Here is an 18019-nt window from a genome sequence, read left to right on the forward strand (position 1 = left end):
GAAATTTTACGTAAATTTTTTACAAAACGTGAAGTAGATCTGCACAGTAACATTAATTCAGTGTCAAGATTGAACGTTTATTACGGAAGTCAATTAACAAGGACCCCTGACCTGCTCCATTGCGGCGTTGAGGGATCGGACAGGCTAGGCACAATGAATACGCTTGATAAAATATCAAAACACTTAAACAGTTTCAGCAAATCTGAACGAAAAGTTGCCGAAGTAATCCTTGCGGCTCCGCAAACGGCCATTCATTCAAGTATTGCCACATTGGCTAAAATGGCCGACGTTAGTGAGCCTACTGTTAACCGCTTTTGCCGCCGCCTCGACACAAAAGGCTTCCCTGATTTTAAGTTGCATTTAGCACAAAGCTTGGCAAACGGTACGCCATACGTGAACCGCCACGTTGAAGAGCAAGATGGTCCTGATGCCTATACGGCAAAGATTTTTGAATCGACCATGGCATGCCTTGATAACGCCCGCCAATCAATTGATACGGTGCTGATAAACCGCGCGGTAGACATCCTGACACAAGCGAATCAAATCTCATTCTTTGGTTTAGGTGCAAGTTCAGCAGTTGCTCATGACGCTCAGAATAAGTTTTTCCGCTTTAACGTACCGGTGATTTGTTTTGACGATGTAGTCATGATGCGCATGAGCGCAATCAATTCGACCGAAGGCAACGTTGTGGTGTTGTTCTCACACACTGGCCGTACTAAGCACCTCGTGGATGTAGCGCGTTTAGCGCGAGAAAATGATGCCACCGTGATTGGCATTACTAGCGCAGATTCTCCCCTCGCCCAAGAATGTCACTTGGTATTATCTATGGACGTACCAGAAGACACCGATGTTTATATGCCAATGGCATCACGCATAGCTCAATTAGTGTTAGTGGATGTGATGGCAACAGGCTTCACCTTGCGGCGTGGTAACAAATTCCGTGAAAACCTAAAACGCGTTAAAGACAGCTTGAAAGATTCCCGTTTAAACAAAGATGGATTTAATGCCGTGCTATAAGTCGGCGGCTCGCTTTGCGGGCCAACCCGTCATTTATTTTTAGTCAAAGCCGACTAAACTAATGTGCACTTTATGTAACAATTTCATTTACTGAAAGTTAATTTCAGCTATTAACGAATGATTGCATGAAATCAATGTTTTGGTGTTTTTTTTACAAAAAACTCATGAATAGCTGTGGTAATATTTCGCCCGCTTCACAAACACACACCTAATAAATTTCGGAGCTAGCAATGCTTAGAAGAACCAAGATCGTTACGACGCTGGGACCAGCGACAGACCGTGATGGTAATCTTGAAAAAATCATTCGTGCCGGTGCAAACGTTGTTCGCATGAACTTCTCTCACGGCACTCCCGAAGATCATAAAAAACGCTCACATGAAGTTCGAGAAATTGCTGAGCGTCTAGGCGTTCATGTCGCTATTCTAGGCGACTTGCAAGGTCCAAAGATCCGCGTATCAACCTTCAAAGAAGGTAAAGTCCAACTCGAGATCGGCGACAAGTTTTGCTTAGATGCTGATATGCAGAAAGGCGAAGGTAATAAAGAAGCAGTTGGTCTCGACTATAAAGAACTGCCAAACGATGTTCATCACGGCGATTTGTTGCTGTTAGATGATGGTCGTGTGCAATTAAAAGTGCTGGACACTCAAGGCACTAAAGTATTCACCGAAGTTGTTGTAGGCGGTCCGCTGTCCAACAATAAAGGTATCAACAAGCAAGGCGGTGGTCTTTCTGCTGCAGCCTTGACTGAAAAAGATAAAGCAGACATTAAAACCGCAGCGGATATCGGCGTCGATTACTTAGCCGTATCCTTCCCACGAAGCGGTGAAGATTTGCAATATGCTCGTCAACTAGCCAAAGAAGCCGGTTTCGAGCCACAAATTTGTGCCAAAGTTGAGCGTGCAGAAACTGTTGCCACTGAAGCTGCCCTCGACGACATCATTTTGAATTCCGACATTGTTATGGTTGCACGTGGTGACCTCGGTGTTGAAATTGGCGACCCAGAGCTAGTGGGCGTTCAAAAGAAAATCATCTCACGTTCTCGCGCACTGAATCGCGTTGTTATTACCGCGACTCAGATGATGGAATCAATGATCACAGCACCAATGCCAACGCGTGCTGAAGTCATGGACGTGGCGAACGCCGTTCTCGATGGTACCGATGCGGTGATGTTGTCAGCTGAAACGGCTGCCGGTGATTACCCAGAAGAAACTGTTCATGCCATGTCTAAGGTTGCCATTGGCGCTGAAAAACATCCGCGTGTAAATATTTCTCGCCACCGTATGAACCAAACGTTCACCACCATTGAAGAAGCCATTGCGATGTCAGCAATGTACGCAGCTAACCACCTTGAAGGTGTGAAAGCGATTGTGTGCATTACCGAATCTGGCCGTACTGCATTGATGACGTCACGTATTACCTCTGGCCTGCCTATTATCGGTTTGAGCCGTCATCAAGCAACGTTGAACAAACTTGCGCTTTACCGTGGTGTAGAGCCAATCTTCTTCGACAGCCGTCAAGAAACTCCTGAAAGTGTTGCTCACGCGATTTTCAGCATGCTGAAAGGTCGTAACCTATTAGAGCCAGGCGATTTAGTTATCCTGACTAAGGGTGACATCATGGGGCAATCGGGAAGCACCAATAACTGTAAAGTTGTTCGCGTTAATTAATCACCGAACAGCATAATGAAAGGCGCCTTTAGGGCGCCTTTTTCTTTATCTTGAGGACACTAAACAAGCATCTTGTATGTTTGCTCTTTTTTATTATTCGTCACTATGTAACCATGCGGTTTAATTGACGTTTTCAAGCTCCACCAAGGCTCATTATGTTTCATGTTTTGCCGTTTATTTGGCCGCTATTGGTTACTGTGAGTGTGATTTGGATTAGCCAAATCAGTCATGTTTGGTCGCCAGATCAACTCAGTATATTGCGCTCTATTCCATACCTTCTTGCAGGGCTTCTGGTCGTCTTATCCGTGCCCTTTAGGCAAGGCCGAGTCGCCATAACGGCATTATTGTTTGCGGCAATTTATTACGTTATTCAACAATGGCTTCAGCAACCGTTGGATATATTGTTTACCCAAAAAGTATTTGTTCTGCTTGCTGTAGCCATTCCCTTTAACCTAATAGCCATCAGTTTTTGTAACGAACAACCGCCAGTTTCACCATTAGGCATGATGGCCATTGCCATCGGTTTAGCGCAGCTTTTACTCGGTTATCTCCTCGTTCAACACGAAGCCAGTTTAGAATCTTGGCTCACATCTTGGTTGGCGATTAAACCCGTTGCTTGGGCTTGGCAACCAACGCTCGCATTAGTATTCGCAGTAGCGGGTGTCGTTGGCTTGGTGGTTAAGTTTCATTATCAACGTCATGCACTCGATCTTGATTTAGCGGTATCTCTGATTATTGCGAGCTGGATGTTGGCGAATTTTGAGCGCGACCACGTCTCTGCTCTGGCCATCATTGGCATGTTGTTATTACTGTGCCGAAGCTTTTTAGCCAGTAGTTACCAGATGGCTTTTTTCGATGAGTTGACGCAACTGCCTGGGCGTCGAGCCATGGTGTCCGATTTAAAACATGCCAGCCGGAGCTACTCCATGGCCATGACAGATGTCGATCATTTTAAGAAGTTTAACGACACCTACGGTCACGACACAGGCGACGATGTATTAAAGCTAGTCGCAGCCAAACTTTCTAAAGTAACAGGCGGCGGAAAGGCTTACAGATTTGGCGGTGAAGAGTTTGCGATTGTTTTTCGAGGTAAAAGTCCAGCGGCTTGTAAAGCGCATTTAGAAGCGCTACGCGAAGAAATTGCACATTATGATTTAGTGGTAAGGGATGCTAAAGCGCGCCCTGACGACCATAACCTTGGTCGTCAACGACGTGGCGCCAAACCTAAAAAAATCAAAACGACAAACGTCACCATCAGCTTAGGCCTAGCCCAGCGGCAGCAAGGTGAACCTTACGAAAGCGTGATGAAACGTGCCGATCAAGCACTTTACCGCGCGAAAGACAATGGCCGAAATAGACTCGAGGTAGCGGACGATTAACGGCGCTTACCGAGCGCAGCAACAATGGATCCAATAATCACCATACCTGCCCCTATCATGGCTAATGCATTCAGGTGTAGGGTTTGGTAATGCTCAGGTAAAACGAGCGCTAGAAAATCAATGGTCACAATCGTTACTAGCGGTGTAATAGCTAGAACTGCACTCACTTTTGATGATTGCCAATGCGCCATCGCCTCCGCAAACGCGCCATAAGCAATCACTGTATTCAAACAGCAAAATATCAACATGGCCCATTGCCAAGTTGATAACACCAGCACTTGCGACGGCGAAGCAACAAACATAAACACCACGCCACCAAACAAGTTAAAGATCATCATGAGTTGCACTGAGCTGAAATGACGCAGCAGACCTTTTTGTATTAACGCGTAAGCAGCCCAAGTGACCGCAGCAAACACGATCCATAACACGCCGGCACTATAATCGTTACCGCCAGCAAATAGTTGCTCCAAACGTTGATTGAAGAATAAGCCTAATCCAACTAATAACGTGAGCGCGCCCATTGCCTGCCAACGAGTGAATTGCTCTTTAAACCACACCACACTACCAATCAAGAGTAAAAAAGGTGCTAGCTGAATAACCACTTGGGCCGACTTAGGCTCCAAATAATCGAGCCCAATCAGGTAACTACCGTAATTAAGCGATAAACCGGAACACGCCACGAATAACAAGAGCGTAATGGTGCGATTAAGTTGTTTAGGTTTTGGTAAACCACCGCGCGCGCCGAGCCAACACGCTAAGATGAGCCCCGAAGACATGAAACGAAAAAACGTAATGGTATAAGGGTCGACGTCGGCTAAAACATCCTTTAGCGCAATCGGTAATAAGCCCCACATGACGCAGGTTAAAAGCGCTAACGAAAAGCCAAACATCGAACGGCCGGAAACAGTGTGCATGTCCACTCCTTTGTGAAGTGAGCTAGTCTACACCCGTTGCGCAACAATCCAACTGTTGAGGCATAAAAAAAGCACTGCTTAAACAGTGCTTTTATAAGGTGGCGAGTGGGATCATGCAGCGTTTGGTTTCGCACTTTGACCTTTTAAGCTACGCGCAGTATCAAACTCATCGACATCAATCGCATCGCGAGCTAAAGCGTAAGCTAATTCGAGTTGTGCCACTTCGTCAGCCGTCAGCACGTCTGCAGTAACGGCCTCACATAGTAACTCGTCGATGGGCAACTTGGATGCCAGTGCCCCGCTTCGTTGTGCTGACTTAATTTTCTTTTCCAATGCTCGAACTTGATACATGGCAACAAACGCTCGCTCCATGATGCCAGTCGGATCGTCCTTGGCATCGCCCACAAAACATAAGTGGGTTAGCCGATCACGCACAACACTTGGTGCTTGCAAGGTTTTGGCAACCTGTTGCTGGACCGCGTCATCAACCATGGTAAAGCGGTTACCTAATGGGAATACGCAAACCTTCATCACCCATGCGACCATCCGATTCGGAAAGTTTTGAAACAAGCCGGAAAAAGCTTTGCCAATTTCTGAAAGATGCCAGTGCATCGCATAGTGGACTAATGGCAAATCGCCTTGCTGTCGCCCATCATCTTCATAGTGTTTGAGTACCGCAGAGGCCATGTACAGATGACTAAGAACATCGCCCAAGCGCGCTGAAATCATTTCTTTGCGTTTTAAATCACCGCCTAACACCAACATCGAGAAGTCAGCACAAAGAGCCAAACTACGACTCATACGTGTTAACTGTTGGTAGTATGATTTAGTTGGCCCAGCAACTGGTGCGCTATTAAAACGCGAGCCGGTTAAGCCCATAAATAACGAACTCACTAAGTTGGTAGCGGCAAAGCCCACATGCTTGGTCAGTAACGTATCGAATTGTTTCAATCCTTCGTCTGGGTTTTCATTGGCTGCTGCTGCCATTTCTCTTAACACGTACGGATGGCAGCGCGTTGCACCTTGGCCAAAGATCATCAGGTTACGAGTGAGAATATTGGCCCCTTCAACGGTGATGGAGATAGGGATCCCCATGTAGTTTTGACCCAAATAATTTTTAGGCCCAAGCTGAATCCCCCGCCCAGCATGAATATCCATGGCATCGCTGACGACCTGTCGCCCCATTTCGGTCATGTGATACTTTGCAATCGCAGTAACCACAGAAGGGCTTGTCCCTAAGTCCAGCGCACCGGCTGTCATTTTTCGGACCGCTTCTAAGGAGTATGTCATCCCGCCAATACGTGCCATTGATTCTTGCACGCCTTCAAATTGACCAATCGGTAAGCCAAACTGACGACGAACGTAGCTATAAGCACCGGTCATGCGTGACGCTAAATGACCTGATGCACAACTTAACGCGGGTAATGAAATACCACGACCAGCAGACAAACATTCCACCAACATACGCCAACCTCGGCCGGCATATTCTGGCCCGCCGATGATCCAATCGGCTGGAATAAACACGTCTTCGCCATAAACGGTTCCGTTCATGAAGGCTAAACCTAACGGGTTATGGCGGCGCCCAATCTCGATACCGGGATGCTCGGCAGGAATTAACGCACAAGTGATACCAGGCGCTTTATCATCGCCAATTAAGCCATCAGGATCAGTCAGCTTAAAGGCTAACCCTACAACCGTGGCTACGGGGGCAAGGGTAATGTATCGCTTTGCAAAATTGAGGCGAACACCAATGACTTCTTCGCCATTAAATGTGCCTTTACAGACCACGCCGGTATCGGGAATTGCACCCGCATCAGAACCTGCTTCTGGGCCCGTTAAGGCAAAGCAAGGGACTTCGTCGCCTTTCGCTAAACCCGGCAACCATCTTTCTTTTTGCTCCTCGGTACCGTAATGCATTAATAGCTCACCGGGACCTAATGAATTAGGTACCATGACCGTTACCGCCGCGCTTAAACTGCGTGAGGCAATGGCTGAAACAATGGTTGAATTGGCAATCGCAGAAAACTCACGGCCACCGTAACTTTTCGGAATAATCAGCGAAAAGAAGCCTTCTTTACCTAAGTATTGCCACACCTCTTGCGGCAAGTCTTGCTGCTCTTGGACGATTTGATGATCGTCCAGCATAGCAAGCAGCTCTTGCACTTGGTGATCCATAAAATGCTGCTCATCGGCACTCAGCGCTGGCTTTGGAATGCTGTGAAGTTTGTTCCAGTCAGGGTTTCCACTGAATAAATCACCATCCCACCAGGTGTCACCGGCTTCCATTGCTTCACGTTCGGTTTTAGATAACGGCGGCAACACTTTTTTAAATAACGCGAATATAGGCTTGATGATCAGACTTCGGCGAATATCACCGACCAGCAAAACCACCAAGATTGCTGTTAGGAATAACACTAAGATGGTCATTTATAAGGCCTCTTTCATTGCAAATGCCGGCAAAATTGGCGCACCAACGCCAGCTGCCAAAAACGGTACCAACCGACGTACGAGTCCTTCAACGTCAATATCTTCTTCAAAGTCGACTCGGGCGATATCACGCAAGGCTTCGTTGGAGGCTAAGGTGAATACGACCGTGCCTAACGTAAAGTGCATGCGCCAAAAAAACTCACTCGCTGAGAGCGCTGGATTGGCGCGCTTTACCGCCAAAGTGATTTGCTGCAACACCTCCCCATATTGCGTGGTCATAAACCAACGCAAGTGGCCTTGGCTATCGCTATATCCGCGCCCAAGTAATTGCATGAAGATGTTGGTGCCGTTGCTACGAAAGTTATTCAGCGCCAACATGGGTTCTACAAAGCTATCAAACACCTGATGCAGTGTTGGAGCTTGCTCTGCTTGTAATAATTTTTGCAATTCCTCGCTGAGCTTTGGCATGAACTGTTCCAAATAACGCGCGAGCACAGCTTTGATGAGTGCTTTTTTTGAACCGAAGTGGTAATTGACCGAGGCCAAATTAACGTCAGCTTCACTGGTAATTAAACGCAGGGATGTATCGGCAAACCCACGTTCAGCAAATAAACGTTCGGCAGCATCAAGGATTTTGTTTTGGGTATTTTGTCTGGTCATGCGCTTTACAAAATTCAAACAGGTGTTTCAAATCTATGTTTGTTTCACTGGTCTGTCAAGCAGGTAACGTCGGCGAACAAGGTTAAGCGAAAGAATAAGTTCACAATCAATAACTAATTAAAATTCAGTGAGTTAACATATGAAAATACTATGATCGACCGGGTGAAGTTGGAATATTCGGCATTAGGTTTATGCGCAGATATTGATTTGTGTGATGTTGCTCAGAAGATTCTCAAAAAACAAAATTTGTTAAAACTAAACTGAACTTTAGTAAGCAACGTATGTCTGACTGTTAGTGTGTTGTGTAAACGACTCTTTATTCCCTGACCCAGCGACCTGATCTGTCATCTTCCCGCTGGGTTTTTTTTATCTTTTTTTCAGCCTGATTGTTCTCCTTACGCCTTTCATTTAAATGCATCATTAATTAGCATGCCTTGCGAACTACCGTCATATCAAAAGCAATAACAAATAATCAGAACAACAAGGAAATGTCATGAGACTATTCACCCGCGCTACGCCGATAGCATTAGCAATTACAGCCGCGCTATCGTTAGCTGGCTGTGGCAATGACCAAACGAAGGCGCCACAAGCAACACCTGAGGACGCCGCTCAATTTGTTCAACAAGCAGAAGCAACACTTGCTGAACTTAGCGTTGAAGCCAGCCGCGCTGAATGGATTTATCAAACTTATATTACTGAAGATACAGCGTCGCTCGCGGCCGACTCCGGCGAAAAATACACTGCTATTACCGTCGAACTCGCTCATCAAGCCGCACAATTCGATGAACTGACACTCGATCCCCAGCTACGCCGCAAACTCGATAAACTGAAATTAGCGCTAACGTTACCAGCGCCATTAGACGCGGATCAAAACGCTGAATTGGCAAAAATATCAGCCGACTTAGGCGGTATGTATGGCAAAGGAAAATACACCACCAATGCCGGTAAAATGCTAACGCTGCCGGCCATGGGGCAAATTATGGCATCGTCTCGCGACGCCGATGAGTTGCTTGAACTTTGGCAAGGCTGGCGTGAAGTGTCACCGCCCATGCGCCCCCTTTATCAGCGGCAAGTTGAACTGGCGAACGCCGGCGCACAAGGCTTAGGCTTTGACGACTTAGGTCAAATGTGGCGTTCAAACTACGATATGGGGCCTGATGCATTTTCGACCGAACTCGATCGTTTGTGGGGTCAGGTAAAACCGCTTTATGATTCTTTGCACTGCCATGTACGCGCTAAATTGGGTGAACATTACGGCGAAGAAGTAGTGGCACCTGACCAACCTATTCCAGCGCACTTGTTGGGCAATATGTGGGCGCAAAGCTGGGGCAACATCTATGACTTAGTCGGCCCTCAAAATGCCGATCCAGGATTTGATTTAACTGAGCAGTTAGCGGTTCATAATTACGATGAAAAAGACATGGTGAAAGCGGCTGAAGGCTTCTTCACTTCATTAGGTTTTGAACCATTGCCAGAAACATTTTGGCGCCGGAGCCAATTTGTGCAGCCACGTGATCGTGATGTCGTGTGTCACGCCTCGGCTTGGGATTTAGACAACAAAGACGATATTCGTATCAAAATGTGCATTCAACGCACAGGCGAAGAATTTGCAGTCATCCATCACGAGCTTGGTCACAACATTTATCAACGTGCTTACAAAGATCAACCCACCCTATTCCAAGGTAGCGCCAACGACGGTTTTCATGAAGCTCTCGGGGATACCGTTGCGTTATCCGTAACGCCCAAATACCTTAAACAAATGGGATTGATTGATCAGGTTCCTGACGAGTCTGCCGACTTAGGTCTGCTGATGAAAATGGCATTAGATAAAGTGGCCTTTATTCCATTTGGCTTGCTTGTTGATCAGTGGCGCTGGCAGGTATTCTCTGGCCAAATCACGCCGGAGCAATATAACCAAGCGTGGTGGCAACTGCGTGAAAAGTATCAAGGTGTTAAAGCGCCAGTAGCCCGTACCGAAGCCGACTTTGACCCGGGTGCGAAGTATCATGTACCGGGTAATACGCCCTACACACGTTACTTCTTAGCGCATATCTTACAGTTCCAACTTCACCGCTCACTGTGTGAAACTGCTGGTGATGAAGGCAGTATTCATCGTTGTTCAATCTATGGCAGCGACGACGCCGGTAAGGTGTTGGCGAAAGGATTAGAAATGGGTGCAAGCCAACCTTGGCAAGATACGCTAGAAGTGATGACAGGCTCGCGCGATATGGACGCCACGGCCATCATTGACTACTTTGCGCCACTGCAACAATGGCTTGATGAACAAAACCAAGGCCGCCAGTGCGGTTGGTAACGCAACGTTTTTCGTAACAAATAAAAAAGCCGGCATTTTTAATGCCGGCTTTTTATTTACGGACTAGCTGTATCTACAAGAGCAGACGGACGCCAACGCCATAAATGTCTTCACCACTGGCACCGTTAAAATCGCTATCGTCAATACGGAACTCACTGAACAATTCAAAATGTTCGGTCCAGTGAAACACGACGCCGGCGACGTAATAAATCATCTCATGGGTGTCAGTCAACGCCATGCCTTCGTTTTCAGCATTGTATGCAGCAATACTTTGAGCATAACTTGAGTCATCATCCATCAAGGCATTGTGACCGCCATAGATCGCCCAGTGCTTGTTAAAGCCATAGCTAATCAATGATTCATGACCTTCGGCATCATAAACAATGCCTTGGCTGTCGAATTCATGATTTTCAGACATGGCATACACAAAACCAGCATATAGGCCTTCTTTCATTGGGCCTTGGCCAATCTTAAAACCAAATGCAGTGGCGGTATCATCAACAGATAGACGGACCGAAGAGCCATCTTGCTCGCCCCGTAATTCCATGTCGGCTTCGTTATAGGTAACACCAACGGTAAAGGGCAACTCAGCTATTTCGGTGCGATAAAGTAAGCTCACACCAAAGCTAGAATCGAACTCGCCTTTGGTGCCAGTAAAGCCACTTTCAGTGGTAAATTCATCAGCAAATGTAATGTCGCCGGGGCTTACTTGAACCTGCAAGCCTAATTGAAAACCGTGCCATTGGTTACGATAGGTTAATGCGTTTTCCGCACGTCCGGTACCTGACAGGCCGCCATCACCGGAAAAGTTAAATGTTCCCGAAGCTTCACCGCCATAAATCAAATATTCGTCGGTATAGGCCGTGACATCATAATAAACCGCCCATTGTTTACCGAACTTTGCAGAGCCGTATTGATCATGACTAACGCCCAAGTGACCGTGCCTTAGACTAATGGTGTCATCCTTATCGCCTGACGACAGCGACGGCAAGCTATCACCATTAATAACTAAGCTGTTTCCCGAGTTTGTGGTTTTGACCGCCCATTCTAAATAGGCCATGCCCTGCCACTCATCATCAATTTGATTCGTAAACTGAAAGCCAAGGCGAGAAGAGCCATCTTTAGCGGTGAAATCACTCTCGGTATAAAGACCATCAACTTCTAAATAGCCTTTTAACTCGGCCGATAGATTTTCATTTTCAAATAGTTGGTATGCGCCGGCTTGAGAAGCTAGAGCTGCAATAGGTAAACAAAGCGCGCGTTTCAGCCACATGGTGAACTCCATTTAATGTGAAAGCATGTCGAGGTGTGGACTCTAGTGGTCCGTATTTTCTTGCGCTAAGACTAGTTGAAAGTTTGCTGACAAGCCAAAAAATCGTTACTCACCAATGAATTCCGCGTATTGATCGAGCTGTGGCATCGGACGCACTCGGCTTTCACCTACCGCGGTGCCAATATAAAGAAAGCCAACGATTTCATCAGAGTCGCCTAATTCAAATGCCGAGCGGACTTGCGGATCGGTGGCATACACGCCACTACGCCAGATCCCACCATAGCCAAGTACCAATGCCGCTTGCTGCATTGCCATTACGGAACAACCCGCACTCAAATGCTGTTCAAGCGCCGGTACTTTAGGATGTGGTAGTACTTTGGAGATAACGGTAATAACCAATGGTGCGCGAAACGGTAGCGTTGGCGCTTTGGCAATTGCTTGCTCATCGAGCTCTGGGTTATTGATGGCCGCGCGTTCAAACAAGTCGGCTAACTGTTGGCGCCCATTCCCTTGATAAATCACAAAACGCCACGGCCTTAAATGCGCATGATCAGGGGCTCGCAGGCCAGCCTTAAGAATCAAATCCAATTCATCGTTGTTCGGCCCCGGCAAGTCGAGACGACCATGAGAATGGCGGTTTAGCAAAAGATCGATGGCATCCATGAATTTCCTCAAATCAATTGTTCGATGACAAATAACAACAAAAACCCACCATGTTTGGCACGGTGGGTTGCTATTAGCTTGGGCCGATATGGCCTATTAAATCAAGTTAGTTTACGAATTTCTTGTTGAGCCAATAATCCACACTTAACCATTTACCCGGCCCGGTAAACAATAGACTTAGCAACATGGCAAAGTAGAGCGCGGCAAACTGAATACCGTTGTTGAGAATAACAACGGGGCCTTTGTCGTATAAATAACTTGGTTTGCCATTCGCTTCAACGATGGCACGAATGCGGTCAAGCCGCGCTGCAACATCGTTACTATTTTGCAAACTATCCGCTGCAGCAGAAAAGCCAAACCAATCAAAGAACGTCGCTACGCTCGTTGCGCCGTTTGAAGGCGCGATCGCATGCCAGCCATTCACCCAGTGAACCGAAAAGGCAGCCACAAGCATAGTAACCAACAAGGGGATAACCACTAGCCGTGTGAACAAACCGAATAGCAACAACCAACCACCGCCAAATTCTGCCCAGCCAGCTAAAAAGCCGAGCACTTCTGGCATCGGTAAACCTAACCCCCACTCCGGGTTGCCAAACCAATCGACGATACTTTGCTTGGTTCCGAATTGTTCAATGAACCCTGCCTCCTGATCACCGAGGCGCAACTTGTTATAGCCAGCAATAATCATCACGGGCGCAACAATAAGTCGAAATAGTAATGGCGCTAAAAATTCAGCTTTAATGATGTTTTCGGTAGCAAACTGATAGTGAGCAACGATGCTATTCATGACGATTCCTTACTAATCTTTGGCCAGCCCTTTGCAAAATCATAGGGGTTAGTAATAAGAACCTTAGTTGCTACAAAAAATTTCACTGAGCCAGACTTCTAGACGTCTAGACGGAGATGAATTATGATGCGCCAACAGGATTTTCAATCAGGATTGCGCCATGCCCATTAATATTCCAGACCGTTTACCGGCTACTCAGGTATTAACCGGAGAGAACATCTTTGTAATGGGTGAAGAGCGAGCGATGGCGCAAAACATTCGTCCGCTCAAGGTGTTGCTCCTCAACTTAATGCCCAAGAAGATTGAAACAGAAATTCAAATCCTACGGATGCTATCCAATACGCCGTTGCAAGTTGATGTTGATTTGCTGCGTATTGATAACCGGCCATCAAAGAATACCCCTGAAGCACACTTGAATGCGTTTTATCGAACGTTCGAGGAAGTCGAGCAACAAAATTACGATGGCATGATCATTACCGGCGCGCCGTTAGGACTAGTGGAATGGAATGATGTTGTGTTTTGGGACCGGATGAAGACCATCATCGACTGGGCCAATCAGCACGTCACCTCCACCATGTACCTATGCTGGGCTGCACATGCGGCGCTCTACACCTTGTATGGTATTGACCGCAAAATCCGTAAAGAAAAATACTCTGGCGTTTTTGCCCATCAAGTATTATTCCAAAACCACCCATTGATGCGCGGCTTTGATGACGTATTCTGGGTTCCTCATTCGCGCTATGCTGAAATCAATGCCGAAGAAGTTGAAGCAAAAACAAGTCTACAAATTTTAGCGGCATCGCCAGAAACGGGCGTGCATTTAGTGGCGTCAAATGATGGCCGGCAATTGTTTGTGACTGGGCATCCTGAATATGATCCAGACACACTACACAACGAATACATACGCGATTGCGATGCAGGATTAGCGCCCGTATTGCCGGAAAACTATTATCGTGACGATAACCCGAACAACGAGCCGCTGGTGCGGTGGCGTAGTCATGGTAATCTGCTGTTTGCTAATTGGCTCAACTACTTTGTGTACCAAACAACGCCTTATGATTTGAGCCAGTTAAACCCGGTTGCCTTAGCATCGAAACTGTCTTAGTCATGAGTTCAAAACAAACGATAACAAAGAATAAAAGTACAGCGTTTGCTGAAGAGGTTTTTAAGTGAGTCAAACAAAGCTGGAACAAGCATTTCAAGAGCGCATTCTGATTTTAGATGGCGGCATGGGTACCATGATCCAAGGCTATCAATTAGAAGAGCCCGACTATCGCGGTGAACGTTTCGCCGACTGGCATTGTGACGTTAAAGGTAATAACGATCTGCTGGTGCTAACCCAGCCTCAAATTATTCGTGATATCCATGCAGCCTACTTCGAAGCTGGTGCCGATATTGTTGAAACCAACACGTTCAACAGTACGACCATCGCCATGGCCGATTACGACATGGAATCGTTATGCTATGAGTTAAACGTTGAAGCGGCCACGTTGGCGCGCTCCGTTGCTGATGAATTTACTGCCAGCGAGCCCCATAAGCCGCGTTATGTGGCCGGTGTGCTTGGCCCAACGAATCGCACTTGTTCAATTAGTCCTGATGTTAACGATCCTGGCTTTCGGAATGTGACCTTCGATGGTTTGGTCGAATCCTATGTGCAAGCCACACTGGCATTAATGGAAGGCGGATCCGACTTAATTCTGATTGAAACTGTGTTCGATACGCTCAACGCTAAAGCTGCAATTGTGGCGGTTGAGCAAGCATTTGAGCAAGCCGAACGTCGGTTGCCAATCATGATTTCGGGCACCATTACTGATGCGTCCGGTCGTACTCTTTCCGGTCAAACAACAGAAGCATTTTATAATTCGCTGCGCCACGCCAAGCCACTCACCATGGGATTGAATTGTGCACTAGGGCCAGCGGAACTTCGTCAGTACGTCGAAGAATTATCTCGTATCAGTGAAGGCTATGTTTCGGCTCACCCCAATGCGGGCTTACCCAATGCGTTTGGCGAATACGATCTTGGCCCGGAAGAAATGGCAGATCATATTGTTGAATGGGCACAAGCCGGCTTTCTTAACATGGTTGGCGGCTGTTGCGGCACAACACCTGAGCACATTAGGCAATTCGCAGAGCGGTTAGAAGGCATTCCACCTCGTGCCAAACCCGAGCTTGCTGTCGCGAGCCGATTATCCGGTTTAGAGCCTTTTAATATCCATGCAAAAGACTTATTCGTTAACGTCGGTGAACGTACCAACGTGACCGGCTCTGCACGCTTTAAACGTTTAATTCTTGAAGAGAATTATGATGAAGCGCTTGAGGTAGCACGCCATCAGGTTGATAACGGCGCTCAAATCATCGATATCAACATGGACGAAGGCATGCTCGATGCCGAAAAAGCCATGGTGCGCTTTTTAAACTTGATTGCTGCTGAGCCCGATATCTCACGGGTTCCCATTATGATTGACTCCTCAAAATGGGACGTATTACAAGCGGGCTTGAAATGCATTCAAGGCAAGGGAGTGGTGAATTCCATCTCCCTTAAAGAAGGCGAAGAGAACTTCATAAAACAAGCGGAAATTATTCGTCGTTATGGTGCTGCCGTCATTGTCATGGCATTTGATGAAACCGGCCAAGCAGATACGCGACAGCGCAAATTTGAAATTTGTAAGCGCTCATACGATGTATTGGTTAACAAAGTCGGTTTTCCACCAGAAGACATCATTTTTGATCCTAATATTTTTGCCGTTGCCACTGGTATTGATGAACACAATAACTACGCCGTAGATTTCATTGAAGCCGTCAAAGACATTAAGGCCAACCTGCCCCACGCAATGATCTCAGGTGGCGTGTCCAATGTATCGTTCTCGTTCCGCGGTAATAATCCCGTGCGCGAGGCCATTCACTGTGTATTCCTGTATTACGCCATTCAAAATGGCATGGATATGGGCATTGTTAATGCTGGCCAGTTGGCTATTTATGAAGATATCCCAACAGAATTACGCGATGCGGTTGAAGCTGTTGTCCTCAACAAAAATGACGAGGCAACAGAAACACTGCTAAGTATTGCCGATAAATACCGTGAAAGTGGCGCCGCGCAAGATGATCCCAAAGATGCTGAATGGCGTAGTTGGGACGTTAATAAACGCCTCGAACACGCTTTAGTCAAAGGTATTACCGACTTCATTGAAGAAGATACAGAAGCGGCACGACAAGCAGCGGAACGCCCACTCCATGTTATTGAAGGGCCATTAATGGATGGCATGAACGTGGTTGGCGATTTATTTGGTGCCGGCAAAATGTTCCTGCCGCAGGTGGTCAAGTCGGCACGCGTCATGAAACGCGCCGTTGCCTATCTAGAACCATATATCGAACACGAAAAAGCCGCCGGCAGTAGCAACGGCAAGGTGCTTATGGCAACCGTTAAAGGCGATGTTCACGATATTGGTAAAAACATTGTCGGTGTCGTTCTTCAATGTAACAACTACGAAATCATCGATTTAGGCGTGATGGTATCGTGCGAGAAAATTCTCCAAGTCGCCCGTGAAGAAAATGTCGATGTCATTGGCTTATCGGGTCTAATCACCCCGTCGTTGGATGAGATGGTTCACGTTGCTAAAGAAATGCAGCGTCAAGGCTTCAACTTACCTCTGATGATTGGGGGCGCCACCACCTCAAAAGCTCACACTGCCGTTAAAATTGAACAGCAGTATCAACACCCAGTGGTTTACGTGCCTAACGCATCACGTGCTGTTGGAGTGACGGCTGCGCTACTTTCAGATGAACAACGGCCCGCTTTTGTTGAGCGCTTAAATCACGAATATCAAGTCGCACGTGACCAACATGCTCGCAAAGTACCGCGAGGTCAGGCCATCAACATGACAGAAGCTCGCGCCAACGGCTACCAGATCGCACCAGACTACATTCCACCGGTCCCCAATAAACTTGGCGTACAAGTCATTGAAGACATGGATATTGGTGTGCTGGAAAAGTATATCGATTGGACGCCGTTTTTCATGACATGGCAAATGAAAGGCTCTTATCCACGCATTTTCGAGAATGAAACGGTTGGTGTTGAAGCGCGCAAATTGTTTGACGAAGCCAACGCTATGCTGGCCCAACTCAAAGAAAAAGGCACCATTAAAGCTAATGGGATCTTTGGTTTATTCCCGGCGAATCGCGATGGCGATGATACGCTTGTGTACGCTGATGAAACGCGCTCAGAGGTGATAACCACACTGCATCATTTGCGCCAACAAACGCGTAAGCCTAAAGGCAAAATTAATCATTGCTTGGCGGACTACATTGCCGAACCCGGCAAAGCCGATTACGTGGGCGCATTTGCAGTAACCGGTGGCGTTGGCGAAGAAGAGGTAGCCAATGCTTATAAAGCACAAGGTGATGACTACAATGCCATCATGGTTCAAGCCGTTGCGGATCGATTGGCGGAAGCGTTTGCTGAATACTTGCATGAGCAAGTTAGGAAACTTCATTGGGGTTATGCTGCCGATGAAGCGCTGGAAAATGCCGATTTAATTCGAGAAAAATACCAAGGCATTCGCCCTGCCCCTGGCTATGCTGCCTGCCCAGAGCACACTGAAAAGGCCAAAATTTGGAAACTACTCGATGTTGAGCAACGCATAGGCATGAGTTTGACCGAAAGTTATGCCATGTGGCCGGGCGCGTCGGTGTCTGGTTGGTACTTCAGTCACCCCGACGCGCGCTACTTTGCTGTTGCCGGCATACAACGCGATCAAGTTGAACAATATGCTGCTAAAAAGGGTTGGGATATGGCAACCGCTGAACGTTGGCTAGCACCAAATATTGCTTACGACACCAATAGCTAAGCTGCTGGTTTGCCGCTTATTAATGCTTTCAATGCGTATGATAAGTGGCAAACCAAACTGACAGCCGGCAACTT

The 18019-nt window shown here is 47.0% G+C and carries 12 protein-coding genes; 6 read left to right on the forward strand and 6 right to left on the reverse strand.

All coding sequences use genetic code 11. The annotated features are described in order from the left end of the window. Positions 1–153 precede the first annotated feature (153 nt). The 3 genes from K0504_RS10970 to K0504_RS10980 all read left to right on the forward strand — a co-directional run bounded on the left by K0504_RS10970 (position 154) and on the right by K0504_RS10980 (position 4063). On the forward strand, positions 154–1017 hold the full coding sequence (locus K0504_RS10970; RefSeq protein WP_220104240.1) for a MurR/RpiR family transcriptional regulator: 864 nt from the start codon (positions 154–156) through the stop codon (positions 1015–1017). A gap of 230 nt (positions 1018–1247) precedes the next feature. Next, positions 1248–2684, forward strand: a complete 1437-nt coding sequence (gene pyk, locus K0504_RS10975) for a pyruvate kinase (RefSeq protein WP_220104241.1) — start codon at positions 1248–1250, stop codon at positions 2682–2684. A gap of 155 nt (positions 2685–2839) precedes the next feature. After that, positions 2840–4063, forward strand: a complete 1224-nt coding sequence (locus K0504_RS10980; RefSeq protein WP_220104242.1) for a GGDEF domain-containing protein — start codon at positions 2840–2842, stop codon at positions 4061–4063. On the opposite strand, the gene K0504_RS10985 is transcribed toward K0504_RS10980, so the two are convergent. From K0504_RS10985 to K0504_RS10995, 3 genes are all read right to left on the reverse strand, one after another. Further along, positions 4060–4977: a DMT family transporter gene (locus tag K0504_RS10985; RefSeq protein WP_220104243.1), complete on the reverse strand. Its 918-nt coding sequence runs from the start codon at positions 4975–4977 to the stop codon at positions 4060–4062. The genes K0504_RS10980 and K0504_RS10985 overlap by 4 nt on opposite strands. Positions 4978–5088: 111 nt before the next feature. After that, positions 5089–7404 (reverse strand): acyl-CoA dehydrogenase, encoded by a 2316-nt coding sequence (locus tag K0504_RS10990; protein ID WP_220104244.1) that lies wholly within the window; start codon positions 7402–7404, stop codon positions 5089–5091. Beyond that, on the reverse strand, positions 7405–8064 hold the full coding sequence (locus K0504_RS10995) for a TetR/AcrR family transcriptional regulator (RefSeq protein WP_220104245.1): 660 nt from the start codon (positions 8062–8064) through the stop codon (positions 7405–7407). A 493-nt stretch (positions 8065–8557) separates the two neighbouring features. Between K0504_RS10995 and K0504_RS11000 the strand changes: the two genes are divergently transcribed. Continuing rightward, the gene (locus tag K0504_RS11000; protein ID WP_220104246.1) at positions 8558–10378 is read left to right on the forward strand and encodes a M2 family metallopeptidase; all 1821 of its coding nucleotides are present in this window, start codon (positions 8558–8560) and stop codon (positions 10376–10378) included. A gap of 73 nt (positions 10379–10451) precedes the next feature. Here the strand turns inward: K0504_RS11000 and K0504_RS11005 are convergent, their stop codons facing one another. The 3 genes from K0504_RS11005 to K0504_RS11015 all read right to left on the reverse strand — a co-directional run bounded on the left by K0504_RS11005 (position 10452) and on the right by K0504_RS11015 (position 13101). Further along, positions 10452–11651 carry a porin gene (locus K0504_RS11005; protein WP_220104247.1) on the reverse strand — a complete coding sequence of 400 codons (1200 nt, stop codon included), beginning with the start codon at positions 11649–11651 and terminating at the stop codon, positions 10452–10454. A gap of 105 nt (positions 11652–11756) precedes the next feature. Continuing rightward, complete coding sequence (locus K0504_RS11010) at positions 11757–12314, reverse strand: NAD(P)H nitroreductase (RefSeq protein WP_220104248.1); 558 nt, start codon at positions 12312–12314, stop codon at positions 11757–11759. 106 nt (positions 12315–12420) lie between these two features. After that, positions 12421–13101 carry an HvfX family Cu-binding RiPP maturation protein gene (locus K0504_RS11015; RefSeq protein ID WP_220104249.1) on the reverse strand — a complete coding sequence of 227 codons (681 nt, stop codon included), beginning with the start codon at positions 13099–13101 and terminating at the stop codon, positions 12421–12423. A 160-nt stretch (positions 13102–13261) separates the two neighbouring features. Here K0504_RS11015 and metA point away from each other — a divergent pair, with 160 nt between their 5' ends. Beyond that, positions 13262–14206 carry a homoserine O-acetyltransferase MetA gene (gene metA, locus K0504_RS11020; protein ID WP_220104250.1) on the forward strand — a complete coding sequence of 315 codons (945 nt, stop codon included), beginning with the start codon at positions 13262–13264 and terminating at the stop codon, positions 14204–14206. A 64-nt stretch (positions 14207–14270) separates the two neighbouring features. After that, positions 14271–17945, forward strand: coding sequence for a methionine synthase (gene metH, locus K0504_RS11025; RefSeq protein WP_220104251.1), 3675 nt, complete (start codon positions 14271–14273; stop codon positions 17943–17945). The last annotated feature ends 74 nt before the right edge of the window (positions 17946–18019 follow it).

Source organism: Neiella holothuriorum (genome assembly GCF_019457915.1).
GTDB lineage: Bacteria > Pseudomonadota > Gammaproteobacteria > Enterobacterales > Neiellaceae > Neiella > Neiella holothuriorum.

Coding starts and splice junctions, on each gene's coding strand:
- K0504_RS10995 (WP_220104245.1), bottom strand. CDS start 8,064: ATGACCAGACAAAATACCCAAAACAAAATCCTTGATGCTGCCGAACGT.
- K0504_RS10985 (WP_220104243.1), bottom strand. CDS start 4,977: ATGCACACTGTTTCCGGCCGTTCGATGTTTGGCTTTTCGTTAGCGCTT.
- K0504_RS11000 (WP_220104246.1), top strand. CDS start 8,558: ATGAGACTATTCACCCGCGCTACGCCGATAGCATTAGCAATTACAGCC.
- K0504_RS10990 (WP_220104244.1), bottom strand. CDS start 7,404: ATGACCATCTTAGTGTTATTCCTAACAGCAATCTTGGTGGTTTTGCTG.
- pyk (WP_220104241.1), top strand. CDS start 1,248: ATGCTTAGAAGAACCAAGATCGTTACGACGCTGGGACCAGCGACAGAC.
- K0504_RS10970 (WP_220104240.1), top strand. CDS start 154: ATGAATACGCTTGATAAAATATCAAAACACTTAAACAGTTTCAGCAAA.
- K0504_RS11005 (WP_220104247.1), bottom strand. CDS start 11,651: ATGTGGCTGAAACGCGCGCTTTGTTTACCTATTGCAGCTCTAGCTTCT.
- K0504_RS11015 (WP_220104249.1), bottom strand. CDS start 13,101: ATGAATAGCATCGTTGCTCACTATCAGTTTGCTACCGAAAACATCATT.
- K0504_RS10980 (WP_220104242.1), top strand. CDS start 2,840: ATGTTTCATGTTTTGCCGTTTATTTGGCCGCTATTGGTTACTGTGAGT.
- metA (WP_220104250.1), top strand. CDS start 13,262: ATGCCCATTAATATTCCAGACCGTTTACCGGCTACTCAGGTATTAACC.
- K0504_RS11010 (WP_220104248.1), bottom strand. CDS start 12,314: ATGGATGCCATCGATCTTTTGCTAAACCGCCATTCTCATGGTCGTCTC.